We start from the raw sequence: 16,781 nt of genomic DNA, 5'->3' as shown, positions 1-16,781 counted from the left end.
GATGTTATGAAAGTAAGTTTCTTTATAGACCGCCCGGTATTCTCGGCGGTGATATCGATTGTGATTGTAATTATCGGTATCATTGGCCTGACGATGCTGCCGGTGGACCAATATCCACAGATAACGCCGCCCGTGGTGAAAATCAGCGCTTCCTATCCGGGAGCAAGTGCGCTGACGGTTTCGCAAGCGGTGGCAACCCCTATTGAACAGGAAATAAACGGTACTCCGGGGATGATTTACATGGAGTCCAACAGTTCCAACTCCGGAGGCTTTTCGGCAACGGTTACCTTCGATGTATCAGCCGACCCCGATCTGGCTGCCGTAGAAATACAGAATCGTGTGAAGCTGGCAGAAAGCCGTCTGCCTGCCGAAGTTATTCAGAACGGTATTTCCGTAGAAAAGCAGGCTCCCAGCCAGTTGATGACGCTCTGTCTGACTTCCAGCGATCCTAAGTTCGACGAAATCTATCTGAGTAACTTTGCTACTATCAACGTACTCGACCTGTTGCGTCGTATTCCCGGTGTGGGACGTGTTTCCAACATCGGTAGCCGCTACTACGCCATGCAGATATGGGCACTTCCCGATAAGTTGGCTAACTTCGGGTTGACCGTGCAGGACTTGCAGAATGCCCTGAAAGACCAGAACCGTGAATCTGCTGCCGGCGTTTTGGGACAGCAGCCGGTGAAAGGACTTGATATAACGATTCCTATCACAACCCAAGGACGTCTGAGTTCTGTGAAACAGTTCGAAGACATCGTGGTCCGTGCCAATTCTAACGGGTCCATCATTCGCTTGCGCGATGTGGCGCGTGTTTCTCTTGAAGCTTCTTCGTATAGTACGGAGAGTGGTATCAATGGTGAGAATGCTGCTGTTCTCGGCATTTACATGCTGCCCGGAGCAAATGCGATGGAAGTGGCCAAGAATGTGAAGGAAGCTATGAAAGAGATTAGTGCTAATTTCCCGGAGGGAATGAGTTATGAGATCCCTTTCGATATGACTACGTATATTTCCGAGTCTATCCACGAAGTGTATAAGACTTTGTTCGAAGCACTGATTCTGGTTGTGCTGGTAGTATTTCTTTCCTTGCAAAGTTGGCGTGCAACGGTGATACCGATTGTTGCGGTGCCTATTTCCCTGGTTGGTACCTTTGGTTTCATGCTTATTTTCGGTTTCTCGCTGAACATGCTGACTTTGCTCGGATTGATTCTTGCCATCGGTATTGTGGTAGACGATGCCATCGTAGTGGTGGAAAATGTGGAGCATCTTATGGAGACTGAAAAGCTCAGCCCTTACGAAGCAACCAAGAAGGCGATGAACGGATTGGCAAGTGCTTTGATAGCTACTTCGTTGGTACTCTGTGCCGTGTTTGTACCGGTAAGCTTCCTGAGTGGAATTACCGGACAACTGTATCGTCAGTTTACCATTACCATTGCAGTGTCCGTATTACTTTCCACGGTAGTAGCGTTGACGCTTAGTCCCGTCATGTGTTCGCTTATCTTAAGACCTGATAGCGGTAAGAAGAAGAACATCGTTTTTCGTAAGATAAATCAATGGTTGAATCTGGGCAATCATAAATATATAGGTGTCATCAGCCGTGTCATCAAGAATCCCCGTCGCTTGATGAGTGCGTTCGGGTTGGTACTGGTTGCCATTTTTATTATACACCGTCTGGTGCCTACCAGCTTTTTGCCTACAGAAGACCAGGGATATTTCAAGATAGAGTTGGAATTGCCCGAAGGCGCTACGTTGGAGCGTACCCGCGTAGTGACCGACCGTGCTGTGAAATACCTGGAGAAGAATCCGTTTGTGGCTTATGTACAGAACGTAACGGGGAGCAGTCCGCGTGTAGGAAGCAGTCAGGCCCGTAGTGAATTGACGGTTATTCTTAAACCGTGGGAGGATCGCAAAAGCATTTCCATTGATAAAATAATGGAGAATGTGGAGAAGGATTTAAAAGAATATCCTGAGTGTAAAGTCTATCTTTCCACACCACCGGTCATTCCGGGGCTGGGTACTTCGGGTGGTTTTGAATTGCAGCTCGAAGCACGTGGAGAGGCTACATTCGATGACCTGGTGCAGGCAGCAGACACGCTGATGTACTATGCCCAGAGAAATAAAGAACTGACGGGACTTTCATCCTCTTTGCAATCCGAAATCCCCCAGCTTTATTTCGATGTAGACCGTGATAAAGTGAAGATGCTGGGAGTACCTTTGGCTGATGTGTTTTCTACGATGAAGGCTTATACCGGTTCTGTCTATGTAAACGATTTCAATATGTTCAACCGTATATATAAGGTGTATATTCAGGCGGAAGCTCCTTATCGTGAGCACAAGGATAATATCAACCTGTTCTTCGTGAAGGCGAAAGACGGAGCGATGATCCCGCTGACTTCGTTGGGAAATGCATCTTATACCACAGGGCCGGGCAGTATTAAGCGCTTCAATATGTTTACCACTGCCGTCATTCGTGGTTCTGCCGCTCAAGGCTATAGTTCCGGTCAGGCCATGGAGGTTATGGAACAGATTGCGCGAGACCACTTGCCGGATAATATCGGACTGGAATGGAGTGGCCTTTCATATCAGGAGAAAAAGGCCGGCGGACAGACAGGATTGGTGCTGACATTGGTTTTCCTTTTCGTATTCCTCTTCCTGGCTGCCCAGTATGAAAGTTGGACGGTGCCTATCGCCGTGTTATTGTCGTTGCCGGTTGCTGCTTTAGGGGCATACTTGGGTGTGGCGATATGCGGATTGGAAAATGATATTTATTTCCAGATAGGCTTGGTGATGCTGATGGGACTGGCAGCAAAGAATGCCATCCTTATTGTCGAGTTTGCCAAGGTGCAAGTCGATAAAGGCGGAGATTTGGTACAATCAGCCATTCATGCAGCCCAGCTTCGTTTCCGGCCTATCCTGATGACTTCTCTTGCCTTTGTATTGGGCATGCTTCCTATGGTATTGGCAAGCGGACCGGGTTCGGCAAGTCGTCAGGCCATCGGTACGGGTGTCTTCTTCGGAATGATATTTGCCATTGTGTTCGGTATCGTGCTCGTGCCATTCTTCTTTGTCATGGTTTATAAGACAAAGGCAAAAGTGCAGCATAAGATTAAGAAAGACTGAATTTAAAGAACAACATCATGAAAAAAAGAAATATATATATCCTCTTGTTATTGAGCATGTTTGTTTTTACATCCTGCAAGATAGGAAAAAGCTATGTCCGTCCGGAAATGTCATTGCCGGATAGCTTGGCACAGCAACAAGACAGTATGAGCATTGCCGATGAACAGTGGCAGGTGGTTTATACGGACAGCACCTTGCGCAGTCTGATAGCACGTACGCTTGAATATAACAAGGATATGCTTATTGCTGCGGCACGTGTCAAGGAGATGGCGGCACAGAAGCGTATCAGTGTTGCCAATCTCTTGCCTCAACTCACCGGAAAGGTGGATGCCGAACGGGAAGTTGAGAATTATGGCGGACATAGCCGTGATGTGGGCAATACTTATGAAGCCAAAGCACTTCTTTCCTGGGAAATAGATCTTTGGGGAAACCTGCGATGGAAGCAAGTGGCTGCCGTGGCCGATTATTTGAAAACGGTAGAGGCCCAGCGCGCTTTGCGTATGACGATTGTTGCCGAGGTGGCGCAAGCCTATTACGAATTGGTAGCCCTCGATACGGAACTGGAGATTGTCCGCCAGACACAGAAGGCCCGCGAAGAAGGTGTCCGTCTGGCGCGTATTCGTTTTGAGGGTGGACTTACTTCGGAAACCTCCTACCAACAGGCACAAGTAGAGCTGGCACGTACTGCGACGCTTGTACCGGACTTGGAACGTCGCATCTCTTTAAAGGAGAATGACATTGCTTTCCTTGCCGGTGAATTTCCTACCCGCATCCGCCGTGTCAACTTCTTGCAAGAACTGGATGTGCCGGAATCTTTGCCGGTCGGGTTGCCTTCCGATTTACTGGAGCGCCGCCCCGATATTCGTGCAGCGGAACAGCAGTTGAGGGCAGAACATGCAAAAGTGAAAGTGGCCTATACCAATATGTTTCCCCGCCTCGCCCTTACCGGACAATTCGGGTTGGAAAGCGATGTACTTTCCAACTTCCTGCAATCGCCTTATTCACTGCTGAACGGTGCAGTGCTGACTCCGCTTTTCGGTTGGGGAAAGAACCGTGCCGCACTGAAAGCCCAGAAAGCTTCTTTCGAAGCTGAAGTGCACAATTATGAAAAGACAGTACTGAATGCATTCAAGGAAGCCAAAAATGCAATTGTCGATTTCAATAAGATAAAGGAGGTCTACCAGCTTCGCGCCAAGCTCGAACGCTCTGCCAAAGGCTACGTAGACTTGGCGCAACTGCAATATATCAATGGTGTCATCAACTACATGGATGTGCTCGATGCGCAACGTGGCTACTTTGACGCGCAGATAGGCGTAAGCAATGCTATCCGCGATGAACTCATTGCAATGGTAAATGTGTATAAAGCTTTGGGAGGCGGCTGGCAGACAGCAACGGATGCTGTGGAATAAGGAGAGGGCTCCTTTTTATATTCTTCAATCTTAAGTATCTATATTTCTCGCTTAATACTATGATTATTTAGAAAAACTCATTAATTTTGTCCAATCATCTTTAAAGATAGAGAACTGCTTCTGAGATGATAATGGGCTATTTGTGAGAGACGAGAATAAATAGAAGATATACAATAACTCGGTTAGGGAGAATATCTACACTTAAATGATTGAAGAACATGAAAAGAACTGCACTGCTGAGTCTCCTGTTGGCTTTCTGGCTGTTACCATTATTTGCATTCCCCAATTTTACTTTTAAGAAATATCAGGTAGAAGACGGACTGTCGCACAACACTGTATGGTGTGCGTTGCAGGATAGTCATGGCTTTGTATGGCTGGGTACGAACGATGGTTTGAATTGCTTTAACGGTTTGAACAGCAAGATATACCGGAATGTATTGAATGATAAGTTTTCGCTTGGGAACAACTTTGTACAGGCACTCTTCGAAGACGAGAACCAGGATATTTGGGTAGGAACCAACTCCGGACTTTATATCTATGACCGGAAGCACGACCGCTTCTCCCATTTCGATAAGAAGACTCCTTATGGGGTTTTCATCAGCAGTGAGGTCAAAAAGATTATAAAGTCCGGGAATGGATTGGTTTGGATTGCGACATTGGGACAGGGCCTGTTTGTCTACGATCAGGAGAAAGACTCGTTACACCAGAATAGCCTGCAAGCCTCTTTTATGTGGGATGTCTGTGAGAGTGGTTCAAACATCTATTCCTCTTCCTTGCAGGAGGGGCTGCTTTGTTTTGACAAAGAGGGGAATTTTATACGTTCGTACCCATTGATGGCAGCCGGCAACAATCCGGATAATTATCGCATTCACTGCCTGCTGCCGATAGCTGGTAATATATGGTTCGGGGCAGGGAGTAACTTGCTGTATTGCCTGAATGAGAACTCCGGGAAGTTGGATTACTACAATGCGTCTGCATTCAATTTCGGTGCTATCAACAGCCTTCTAAGTTATTCGGATACCGAATTGTTGTTGGGTACGGACAACGGGCTCTACCTTTTTAATATTGTTGCCAAGACTTTTGTCCGCATTGATAATCCCAGTGACCCGCGGAGTCTTAGCGACCAATCCATTAACGCAATGATGCGCGATGTGGAAGGGGGCATTTGGATATTAACCAATCTGGGAGGTGTCAACTATCAGGCGAAGCAAACGAAGCGCTTCGACTATTATCCTCCGGTTTACCATGAGGGAATGGTATATGCGGGTAAAGTCATCGGGCCTTTCTGCGAAAACAGGGATGGGAACATTTGGGTGGGCACCCGCAATGGCTTATGCTTTTTCAATACTGCTACCCAGCAACTGTCCCGTTACGAGATAGGAGGGCATGTCAATCTGAAGTATGATATACGTTCTTTGTTGCTGGATGATGACCGGCTGTGGATGGGTACTTATAGCGAAGGGCTGAAGGTATTGGATATTAAGACGGGGAAACTGAAGTCGTACAATCACCAGAAAGATATTCCCAATACTATTTGCAGTGACGATGTGTTGGCATTGTACAAAGACCGGAGCGGTAATATCTTTGTCGGAACCAGTTGGGGCTTGTGCCAGTATAATGCAAAAGAGGATGATTTCTCGACGATTACTACTATAGGCTCCATGATATCTGTTGTCGATATAACGGAAGATCTGTATGAGAATCTGTGGATTGCTACTTCCAGCAGCGGGGTATTCCGTTATAGCATGCACGACGACCACTGGAAACACTATCTGCACGAAAGTTCCGACTCTACCACCATTACTAATAATTCGATAATCACTCTGTTCGAAGACAGGAAAGGTACTATGTGGTTCGGAACGAATGGAGGCGGGCTTTGCTCGTTCAATGCCGATACCGAAACCTTTGTGGACTTCGATCCCACCAGTACGCTCCTGCCCAACCGGGTCATTTACTCCATAGAAGAAGATAAAACGGGTGATTTCTGGATCTCCGGCAATACCGGGCTGGTTACGATCAATCCGGTTACGAAGCAGCATTTCCGCCGGTTTACGGTGGACGATGGCTTGCAGGGAAATCAGTTTACGGCACAGTCTTCCTTGAAAACAGCCGACGGCAAGCTTTACTTTGGAGGTATCAACGGTTTTAATGCATTCGTTCCCGAGCAGTTTACGGACAATCAGTATATCCCTCCGGTTTACATCACAGACATCCGCTTGCCATACCTTGCTGACGAGCGTGCCATGAAGGAGAAACTGCATTTGGAAGAGCCTCTTTATCGGGCGAAGACCATCACCTTGCCCTACGAGTACAATAGTTTTTCAATCAACTTTGTGGCCCTCAGCTACGAAGACCCATTGAAGAACAAGTATAGCTATCGGCTGAAGGGAGTAGATAAGGACTGGGTTACGAGCCCGAATCTCAATATCGCTTCGTACACGAATCTTTCTCCGGGAAAGTATGAGTTCGAAGTGCGCGGCTCTAACAATGACCATTTGTGGAATGAGGAGAATGCTTCGTTGCTGATTGTGATTACACCTCCCTGGTGGCTTTCTGTTTGGGCTTATTGTTTGTACGTCTTGTGTCTGTTGGGAGTGGCTTGCTACATAGCTTGGCGTTGGAATAAATTCGTCAAGATGAAGTACAAACGGCGCATGAAGGAGTATCAGATAACGAAAGAGGAAGAGGTGTATAAGTCGAAGATCAGCTTCTTCGTCAACCTGGTGCACGAGATCCGTACGCCGTTGAGCTTGATTCGCCTGCCGCTCGAAAAGCTGCTTGAGGAGAGAAGAGGGGAACGCGATGCCAGGTACCTCTTGGTGATTGACCGCAATGTGAACTATCTGCTGGGCATCACTAACCAGCTGCTCGACTTCCAGAAGATGGAAAGCGGAGGAATCCGGCTGAATCTGAAGCGATGTAACGTCAGTGAATTGGTGAAGGTGGTGTATGAGCAATTCTCCGGTTCGGCCGAGCTGAATAAATTGTTGATAACGCTCGATATTCCTAAAAAGGAAGTGTATGCGCAGGTGGACTCGGAGAATGTGTGCAAGATTATCGTCAACCTGATAGGCAATGCAGTGAAGTATGCCCGCACCCGCATTGATGTCCGTCTGGTTGCGGTGGAAGATGGTTTTAAGATATTGGTGGAAGACGATGGACCGGGTGTGCCGGATGCTGAAAAGCAAAGGATTTTCGAGGCGTTTTATCAGGTGAGAGATGCCAAGCCCGGAGTGGAGGGAACCGGGATAGGACTCGCTTTCTCCAGGTCGCTGGCCGAACTGCATCACGGCACACTGACGGTGGCCGATAGTTCGTATGGCGGTTCTTCTTTTGTATTGTCGTTGCCGGTGGGGGAGAAGAGCACCGAAGAAGCCTCACAACTTCCGGAGCTGGTAAATGTGCCGGAGACTGAAGATGCAGCCTTGGAAACGACGGAATATTCGGCCCGGAAGTTCACCGTGCTGCTGGTAGAGGATAATGTGGAGCTGCTGAACCTGACCCGGGAGTCGCTCAGTGCCTGGTTCAAGGTGCTCAAGGCGCACAATGGGCGTCAGGCATTGGAGGTGCTGGCCAAAGAGGTGGTCGATGTAATCGTCAGTGACGTGATGATGCCCGAGATGGATGGCATGGAGCTGACGGAACGGGTGAAGTCGGACATCGACTACTCGCACATTCCGGTGATTCTGTTGACGGCCAAGACGACGCTTGAGGCGAAAGCGGAAGGATTCGATTGCGGGGCGGATGCGTTTGTAGAGAAGCCTTTCTCCATCCGCCAGCTGCACAAGCAGATTGAGAATCTGCTGAAGTTGCGCCAGGCATTCCATAAGATGATGACTACTCTGTCCGGCACTGCGCCCGGGACGCTGGCAACCGAGTTTACGCTTTCTCAGCGGGACTGCGATTTCATTGCCAAGGTGCAGGCAGCAATAGGCGAGCAGCTTTCGGATGAGAACTTTTCGGTAGATACACTGGCTGAGGCATTGAACATGAGCCGTTCCAATTTCTATCGGAAGATAAAGGCGCTGTCCGGTATGGCGCCTAATGACTACCTGAAGACGATACGTCTGAACAAGGCTGCCGAATTGCTGAAGAGTGGAATGCGGATTATAGAAGTTTGCGAGCAGGTGGGCTTTAACTCTTCGTCGTATTTTGCCAAATGCTTTAAGGCGCAGTTTGGGGTGCTGCCTAAGGATTATCCTCCGGCATCCTGATGGGGCGGTTCGTTACATTAACGTGAGTTCGATATAAGATGATTGACTCATATTGATGATAGAAATGAATGAAATGATAAACATGAGTATCTCAAACTCTCCCGCCTGAAAGGGGGAGTACCCCGTAGGGGGGAGGGGGTCCTACATAAGCAGAGAGTAACTTTGCAATACATAAGCCCCCTGCGGATGTAAAACCCCTCCGCCCTACGGGCACCTCCCCTTTCAGGCGGAGGAGTTTGAGATACTCTTGCTCATAACCTGTACGGATATGAGTCAATCATCTTATATCGAACTCACGTTACATTACCTCCGCCGAGGAAAATCGGGGCTAACCGCACGTTACATTACCTCCGCCGAGGAAAATCGGAGCCAACCGCACGTTACATTACCCCCGCCGGGGAAAATCGGGGCCAACCGCACGTTACATTACCCCCGCCGCGCAAAATTGGAGCCAACCGCACGTTACATTTGCTCCGCCGGGAAAAATTGGGGTCAACTGCACGTTACATTTGCCCCGCCGGAGAAAATTGGAGCCAACTGCACGTTACAAAGGCTCCCCCGGGAAAAATAGGGGTCAACCGAACGCCTCTTCTCCTCCCCGGCAAAAATAGAAGCCTCCGAACCGGCACTTTTCCTTCCTCCGAGAAAATCTGGAAGAAAAGTGTCGGCCCGGAGGCTCGCTTTTTGGGAGAGAGCGAAGCGTTTACAGTTCGCTGATCTCCGAATACAGTTCTATCATGCAAGAGTTCTCCAACAGGCTCTTGAATCGGTCTTTGCGATTGCCGGACCAGTCGTTGTTCAGCAGCCCGTTTTCATCGCGCGTATATCTCCAGGCATAATCGGCATTGGCAATCATCGCCTTCACGTACGTATCGTCCTTGTCCACCTGGTAGAGGGCTTTCAAGCCGCGGAACAGGATGACGTTGAACCACGGGCTGGAGGGGTAGAACAACATCTCCCCCCGGACGGTGGGCTGCGGCTTCAGGAAATGCTGATGGGCTCCGCGCGCCGTCTGCTGGGCGTCTGTCAGGTACTGTTTGTCGCCGGTGGCTTGGTAGAGCAGTACGCCGGCCTGAATCATCTGCCCGCTGTTGTACGTGTATTTGGCATAGCCTATCTTTCCTTTCAGGTTCACGTTGTCCCAGTAGACGAAGTCCGACGGGTCGCGCAGATTGTCGCGCGTCCAGCGGTAAGTCTCTTTGGCCTGCTCCAGATACTTCCGGTCTTTCGTAATGTTGTAGAGCTTCATGCAAAGCACGGTAGCGGGCGCGTTGGAGCAGGTGTTCTTCGACGTCTTCTTCTGCTCGCACCAGTAGATGCCGCCTCCCAGCTCGTCGGACCAGCCGGAGTAGATGTAATCGTGCAGGGCTATGGCCTTACGGAGGTACTCCTGGTTGCGGGTGGCCACGTAGTAGTCGCAAAAGTCGATGGCAACCCAGTCGTTGTCGTCGTAGTAGCGGTCGTTCTTCCCGGCAAAAGCGGGGTAGGACTGGTAGCACTCAGGCAGGCGGGTACTGTCCCAGTAGCGGTCCAGTCCGGGCTTGATTTGCCGGTCCATCAGCTTCTTGTACTTCTTCTCGCCCGATGTCTTGTAGAGTGAGACGCATCCCGACACCATCGCCGAGTAGGGCCAAAGGAAAGAAACTTCCTGCTGGGTGACTTCGTTCCCCGTGTCGGCCGTATAAGTGATTTGTTGTTTGGGGTTGCGCGGATAGGTCTCCATCAGCAACCCGTACTTCTTCACTTCGTAGAGTGAAAGGATGCGTTGTAGCAGTGAATCCGCCCGCTGCTGATACAGCTTCCCTCCCAGCTGGGCCGAGAGGAAAAGGGGTATCAGGAGTAGGGTGGAGGTTATGAAAAACTTTCTCATCTTGTTATAGGGTTATTTAATGTTGCTTCTTATGATGCTATTGTCGTTTTAAGGTATTTATTCTCTTGTATTGGGGAAAGCCGATACCCTCAGTCTCGCTGCTCCCATCGGTATCAGTGTGATTTCTTCTTTCTCGCCTTTCGGTGCATCGGCTTCGGGGAGCTCGCTGCACAGACCGTACTGGTCGATAGTCCATGAAGGTATCTTCCGTCCGATAGCTTTTACCTCAATTGGTGCGCTTTCCACGGTGAAGGGGAAGTTATCGGCAGGCCATGCCTTGTGCACCACCTGGAAGTTCTTCAGCGGTTGGTTCTTGTCCAGCACCAGGGCATAGTTCCAGGGCGACTTGGCATAGATTTCATACGTCGGCCACTGGCTTGCGTCGGCACCTTCCTGCCATTGGGAGTCGCCGATGGCAGTCTCCTTGCTGTCCTTCTGCACGTAGTCTTCGTCTATCTTCAGCGATAGGGTGAGCGGGCCGTAATCCACGCTTACACTGTTCTTGTTCACCTGCCAGGTGCGTATGGACAGCTGCATGGGCAGACGGATTTCAACCTGGTCGTTGTCCTTCCATTCGCGACGGATGCAGGCATACTTGCTGGCTTCGGGATTGGAGGCTACTTCTTTTCCATTGATAAGGATTGTGGCATTCTCCGTCCACGACGGTATTCTCAGATAGAAGGGGAAAGTGGTTGCCGCCGGTGTATTCACGGTGAAGCGGATGCTTTCCTCGAACGGATAGTTCGTCTCTTCGTGCAGGGTGATTTCATTACCTTCGGTTCCTACCTTCACCGTTGCATTGCAGGCGGCGTAGAGGGCGGCGGCTACTCCGTTGTCGGGAGTGGCGAGTATCAGATGCTCGGCATAGTAGGGCCATCCCTGTGCATGGTTGTGCTGGCAGCAACGGCTGCTGAAGGGGTTCATTGCCAGGAAGGGACCGCGGTTGTCGATACCCGGATGATGGTTCTTTGCATCACTGATGGTCTGGTTGGGCGAAGTGATGTAACGCAATGCTTTGAAGTCCGGCATCACGGCAGCGGGATAAGTGTTGAATGCTACGTCCTCGCAATTCTCGGCCCACGACGGGTCGCCGGTCATGCAGAGCAGCAGTTCGTCCGAAGCCATCTGTTCTACCATTCCGCAAGTCTCCACACCCTGGCGCGGGTCGATGAATCCCATGCGGGCGTTCTCGTCGGCTCCGAACATACCGCCGGGCACTTGGCCGAAGGTACGGCGAATCAGGTGCTGTACGTTATAGGTGGCGTTCAGCATAGCGGAGTCTCCGGTCAGCATGTAGTAGGTGGCGGGTTCGCGGAAACATTGGGCTATATTTACGTTGTGCCAGTTGGGCAGCCAGGAAGGGCGTGTCCAGTCTGCTGTGTTACGGTGTATCTTCTTGGCAAGCTCCAGCAGGAAGTCGTCGCCGGTGCGGTTGTAGAGCCAGTATACGCTCAGCAGGTTGTCGCCGCCGCGGCTGTTCTCCCAGTAGTCTTCCAGGAATTGTTCGTCGGGCACGGTCAGTTGCCATTTAAAGTAGTTGGTCATCAGGCTGAGGACGCGCGGGTCGTTGGAGTGCTCGTAATAAGATTGCAGGCACCACAGCATAATCATCTGCGCCCAGAGTTCGCGCTTTCCGTTCCGTTCGTTCACGGGGCCGAAGTACCCGTCGGGCTGCTGGCTGGCGAAGGCGCCTTCAATCCATACTTTGGCTTCGGCTATCATTTGGGGATCGTTCAGTATATAGGCCAGGTTGCCGTAACCTTTCAGCCAGTAGGGCACTTCTTCCCAGCCGTGGTCGCCGCCGGTAGTGAGCCAGGCGTTGTTGTCTTTGGCAAGCCAGGCGCTGATTTCGTTCAAGTGTCCGGTCAGTCCGTTCTTTTGCAGTTCCAGGTATTTCTTCAGCCATCCTTCGGGGCGGATGCTTCCAACCGGGAGTTTCAGGAAGTTCATCGGCTTCAGCGGTTGGCGGTTTCCTACATAACTGATGTTGGTTTGTGAACAATCGGGGCGATTGACGATGGTTACTTCCGACGACAGAGGGTCGGTGGTACAGGAAGCTGCCAGTAGTCCGGTAGTAAGCAGAACGCCGGCAAGTCTTACTTTCAAGTTTTTCATCTTTTGAAGTGTTTTTACGATGGTTATTAAATATAGTTCATTTCGAAATGGGGAGTAAATGAGAATTTACGGAGTATCCCAAATTCCTCCGCCTGAAAGGGGAGGTGCCCGTAGGGCGGAGGGGTTTCACATCCGAAGGGACTTGCACAAAGTTACTTTCTATTTATGTAAGACCCCTCCGCCCGCAAGCGGGCACCTCCCCTTTCAGGCGGAGGAGTTTGAGATACACTTGTTATCACACGACGCTAAATTGTCATTTACATCCGTCACAAAGTTGGCGAATTTCAGAAAGAGAAGCGTAACACATACCATTCAATAAATAGCAATTGCTAACCAATTCTCCCCTTAATACCCGTCCTGAGCCGCCCTGAACATAAAAAAGAGCAGATTCTTTTGTTTCTTGAATCAATATTGCTCTTATGTCTGATAAAAAAGTTCTTTCTTTGTAGCATCTTAAAACATCGAACTATGAGAACATGCCTGTTATTGATTACTTTATTCCTCTGCTTCTCTTGCGGAAACAAAAGCAGCAAGAAAGAAGATGCAGGGGCTGAGCCGGGTACTTATGTGAATCCTCTGTTTTCAGAAGGGACCGATCCCAGTGCTGTTTTCCACGACGGCACCTACTATTATACGCATGGCACGGAAGACAAGATCATGCTTTGGGCCACGTCCGACATCACCGACATGGAGCATGCCACCTGCAAAGTAGTGTGGAAACCGGAGGACCCTTCCATGGCCTCCCATCTGTGGGCACCCGAGATACACCGTATAGATAATAAGTGGTATATATACTATGCTGCCGACGACGGCAACACGGACAATCATCAACTGTATGTACTGGAGAACACTTCTCCCGACCCGATGCAGGGAGAATTTAAGCTGAAAGGCAGCATCATGACCAACCCCGAATGGAACTGGGGCATACAAGCCACCACCTTCGAACATCGCGGAGAGCACTACCTGCTATGGTCGGGCTGGCCCAAGCGCCGCAGCAATGCCGAAACCCAATGCATCTACATTGCCCGGATGAAGAATCCCTGGACGCTGGATACCCCGCGTGTGATGATTTCGAAACCGGAATATGAATGGGAACGTCAATGGGTGAACCCCGACGGCAGCCGCACGGCCTATCCCATCTATGTGAACGAAGGTCCGCAGTATTTCCACTCCAAAGATAATAAGAAGATAATCATATATTATGCAGCCAGTGGCTCGTGGACGCCTTATTACTGCCTGGGAATGCTGACAGCCGATGCCGACAGTGACTTGCTGGACCCGTCATCATGGACCAAACATCCCACTCCGGTATTCCGGCAGGTGCCCGAGAATGAAGTCTACGGTCCGGGAGGGATTTCGTTCATTCCCTCACCCGACGGCACGGAGTGGTACATGCTCTACCATGCCCGGAAGGTGACGAACGGCGATACCGGTAGCCCCGAAACCCGCTCGATACGATTGCAGAAGATAGGCTGGGATGCGGAAGGAATGCCGGACTTGGGAACGCCGGTCGCGCTGGATGTCCCATTGCCCAAACCATCGGGAACGCCGGTGAAATAGGTCAGTTTATTAGGAAATGTTTTTTAGATAGACAAGTGGAAATCCGCCTGTCAGGGAGATTATACGCCTTTAACAAACAGTTTAATATAAAGTTTATACAATGAAGAAGAGTATTTTAGTTACAGTTTTAGCCGCCGCACTGGGCGTCTCGGCACAAGCACAGTGGCATCCGGCGGGCGACAAAATCAAAACCTCGTGGGCTGAACAGGTGAACCCCGAGAATGTACTTCCCGAGTATCCGCGTCCTGTGATGGAGCGCGGCGAGTGGAAAAATCTGAATGGCTTGTGGAACTATGCCATCACCGAGAGAGGCGCAGCGCCCTCTGCCTACGAAGGTCAGATATTGGTTCCGTTTGCCGTAGAATCGAGCCTTTCGGGAGTAGGCAAGACGTGCGGACCGAACAAGGAACTCTGGTACCAGCGTACCTTCTCCGTACCTGCTGCCTGGCGCGGCAAGCGGGTGATGCTGAACTTCGGTGCAGTGGACTGGAAAGCGGATGTATGGGTGAACGACGTTAAGGTAGGCGAGCACACCGGCGGATATACCCCTTTCTCGCTCGACATCACGGCTGCCCTTGCCGCCAAAGGCGATAACCAACTGGTAGTAAAGGTATGGGACCCCACCGACCGCGGTCCTCAGCCGCGCGGCAAGCAAGTGAACCGTCCCGAGGGCATCTGGTACACCGCCGTCTCCGGCATCTGGCAAACCGTATGGATGGAACCGGTGGCCGATAATCATATCACCAGCCTCCGCACCACGCCCGACATCGACCACAACCGGCTGACGGTAGACGTAGCTACCAGCACCTGCTGCCCCCAAGGCGTAGTAGAAGTGAAAGTATTCGACGGCAAACAACTCGTAGCTACCGGCAAGGGACTGAACGGACAAACTATCGACGTCCGTATGCCTGCCAATGCCAAGTTGTGGAGCCCGGCTTCTCCCTTCCTCTACACGATGGAGGTAGTACTGAAGGAGAACGGTCGGGTGACCGACAAGATAGACAGCTATACCGCCATGCGCAAGTACTCCACCCGTCGCGACGCCGACGGCATCGTGCGCCTACAACTGAACAACCGGGACATCTTCCAGTTCGGTCCTCTGGACCAGGGTTGGTGGCCCGACGGACTCTACACCGCTCCCACGGACGAGGCGCTGGTGTATGATATCAAGAAGACCAAAGACTTCGGCTTCAACATGATTCGCAAGCACGTCAAGGTGGAACCGGCACGCTGGTACACCCATTGCGACCAGATAGGCATGATCGTTTGGCAGGACATGCCGAGCGGCGACCGCGAACCGGAATGGCAGATGTACAACTACTTCACCGGTAGCGAACTGAACCGTTCGGAGGAATCGGAATATCACTACCGCAAGGAGTGGAAAGAGATTATGGACTGCCTGTACAACTATCCGTGCATCGGCGTATGGATTCCCTTCAACGAACGTTGGGGACAGTTCAAGACCGAAGAAATTGTGGCATGGACCAAGAAGCACGATCCGAGTCGCCTGGTGAACCCTGCCAGCGGTGGCAATCACTTCCCTTGCGGCGACATCCTGGATTTGCACCACTATCCCAATCCTTCGCTCGACTTCTACGATGCAGGCCGTGCCACAGTGCTGGGCGAATATGGCGGTATAGGCATGGCGCTCGAAGGCCATCTGTGGGAGCCTAACCATAACTGGGGATATGTGAAGTTCAACACTCCCGAAGAAGTGACCAAGGAGTATGTGGACTATGCCAACCAACTCTACCGCCTCATCCCGCGTGGTTTCTCGGCTGCCGTCTACACCCAGACCACGGATGTGGAGATGGAAGTGAACGGACTGATGACCTACGACCGCAAGGTGATCAAGGTAAATGAAGAAAAGGTAAAAGCTATCAATACGCAGATTTGTAATTCTTTGAATAGATAATAGGTATCGACGAAAGGTAAGTTTTTGGGTAAATCGTTGTTGCAGGATAACGATGTTAGTAAGAAAGATGTGTCGCGCAGGCGGCATATAGTGAATGAAAGGATGTGCCAATCTAAGGGCACATCCTTTTTCTTTTATGTGCAAGAAGATGTAAGATATATAAAAGGATAGTTTCGTGTGCAAAAGGACAGCAATTACGCCTTTTTGCTATCACAGGTGTGTCGCTATGAGGGGAGAAGCAGAGAATCGTTGCATAAACAGCAGAATAGATATGCAGGAATATTGTATATTATGCGGGGAATATACGAAATGCTGCGGCAGAAAGTATGTTTTGGGTGAACAGACTATATGTTTCAGGTGAACAGACTATATGTTTCGGGTGAACAGACTATATGTTTCGAGTGAACAGACTATATGTTTCGGGTGAAAAGACTATATGTTTCTTACGGGGGAAGTATAGATACACCGGTTTCAGGGGAAAAAGAGGGGAAAAGAAGAGGATGGGAGAGCTGGTTTGAGAGCATCGAAAGATGGAACGGAAGTGTCGGATTGAGAGAGAAAATAAGACTGAATGTGCGTTA

Annotated in this window: 7 protein-coding genes; 5 read left to right on the top strand and 2 right to left on the bottom strand. The window is 50.3% G+C overall.

Annotated features, from left to right (window positions below; translation table 11 throughout):
* Positions 1 to 6: 6 nt before the first annotated feature.
* The 3 genes from AAE250_RS13560 (at position 7) to AAE250_RS13550 (ending at position 8,740) form a co-directional block, all read left to right on the top strand.
* Entirely contained in the window at positions 7 to 3,117 is a 3,111-nt protein-coding gene (locus AAE250_RS13560; RefSeq protein WP_294602104.1) for an efflux RND transporter permease subunit, read from the top strand.
* Between the two features lie 17 nt (positions 3,118 to 3,134).
* Entirely contained in the window at positions 3,135 to 4,526 is a 1,392-nt protein-coding gene (locus tag AAE250_RS13555) for an efflux transporter outer membrane subunit (protein WP_294602101.1), read from the top strand.
* A 218-nt stretch (positions 4,527 to 4,744) separates the two neighbouring features.
* The gene (locus AAE250_RS13550; protein WP_294602099.1) at positions 4,745 to 8,740 is read left to right on the top strand and encodes a hybrid sensor histidine kinase/response regulator transcription factor; all 3,996 of its coding nucleotides are present in this window, start codon (positions 4,745 to 4,747) and stop codon (positions 8,738 to 8,740) included.
* A 703-nt stretch (positions 8,741 to 9,443) separates the two neighbouring features.
* Here the strand turns inward: AAE250_RS13550 and AAE250_RS13545 are convergent.
* Both AAE250_RS13545 and AAE250_RS13540 read right to left on the bottom strand, forming a co-directional pair.
* Complete coding sequence (locus tag AAE250_RS13545; RefSeq protein WP_294602096.1) at positions 9,444 to 10,610, bottom strand: glycoside hydrolase family 76 protein; 1,167 nt, start codon at positions 10,608 to 10,610, stop codon at positions 9,444 to 9,446.
* A gap of 57 nt (positions 10,611 to 10,667) precedes the next feature.
* Positions 10,668 to 12,725, bottom strand: a complete 2,058-nt coding sequence (locus AAE250_RS13540) for a beta-L-arabinofuranosidase domain-containing protein (RefSeq protein ID WP_294602094.1) — start codon at positions 12,723 to 12,725, stop codon at positions 10,668 to 10,670.
* Between the two features lie 468 nt (positions 12,726 to 13,193).
* Here AAE250_RS13540 and AAE250_RS13535 point away from each other — a divergent pair, with 468 nt between their 5' ends.
* Entirely contained in the window at positions 13,194 to 14,285 is a 1,092-nt protein-coding gene (locus AAE250_RS13535; protein WP_294602969.1) for a glycoside hydrolase family 43 protein, read from the top strand.
* A gap of 100 nt (positions 14,286 to 14,385) precedes the next feature.
* On the top strand, positions 14,386 to 16,200 hold the full coding sequence (locus AAE250_RS13530; protein WP_294602966.1) for a glycoside hydrolase family 2 protein: 1,815 nt from the start codon (positions 14,386 to 14,388) through the stop codon (positions 16,198 to 16,200).
* Positions 16,201 to 16,781 lie beyond the last annotated feature (581 nt).

The organism is Bacteroides sp. GD17 (genome assembly GCF_038448625.1).
Lineage (GTDB): Bacteria > Bacteroidota > Bacteroidia > Bacteroidales > Bacteroidaceae > Bacteroides.
The sequence above is the reverse complement of the archived record's forward strand: the minus strand, read 5'-3'. Positions and strand labels throughout refer to the sequence as shown.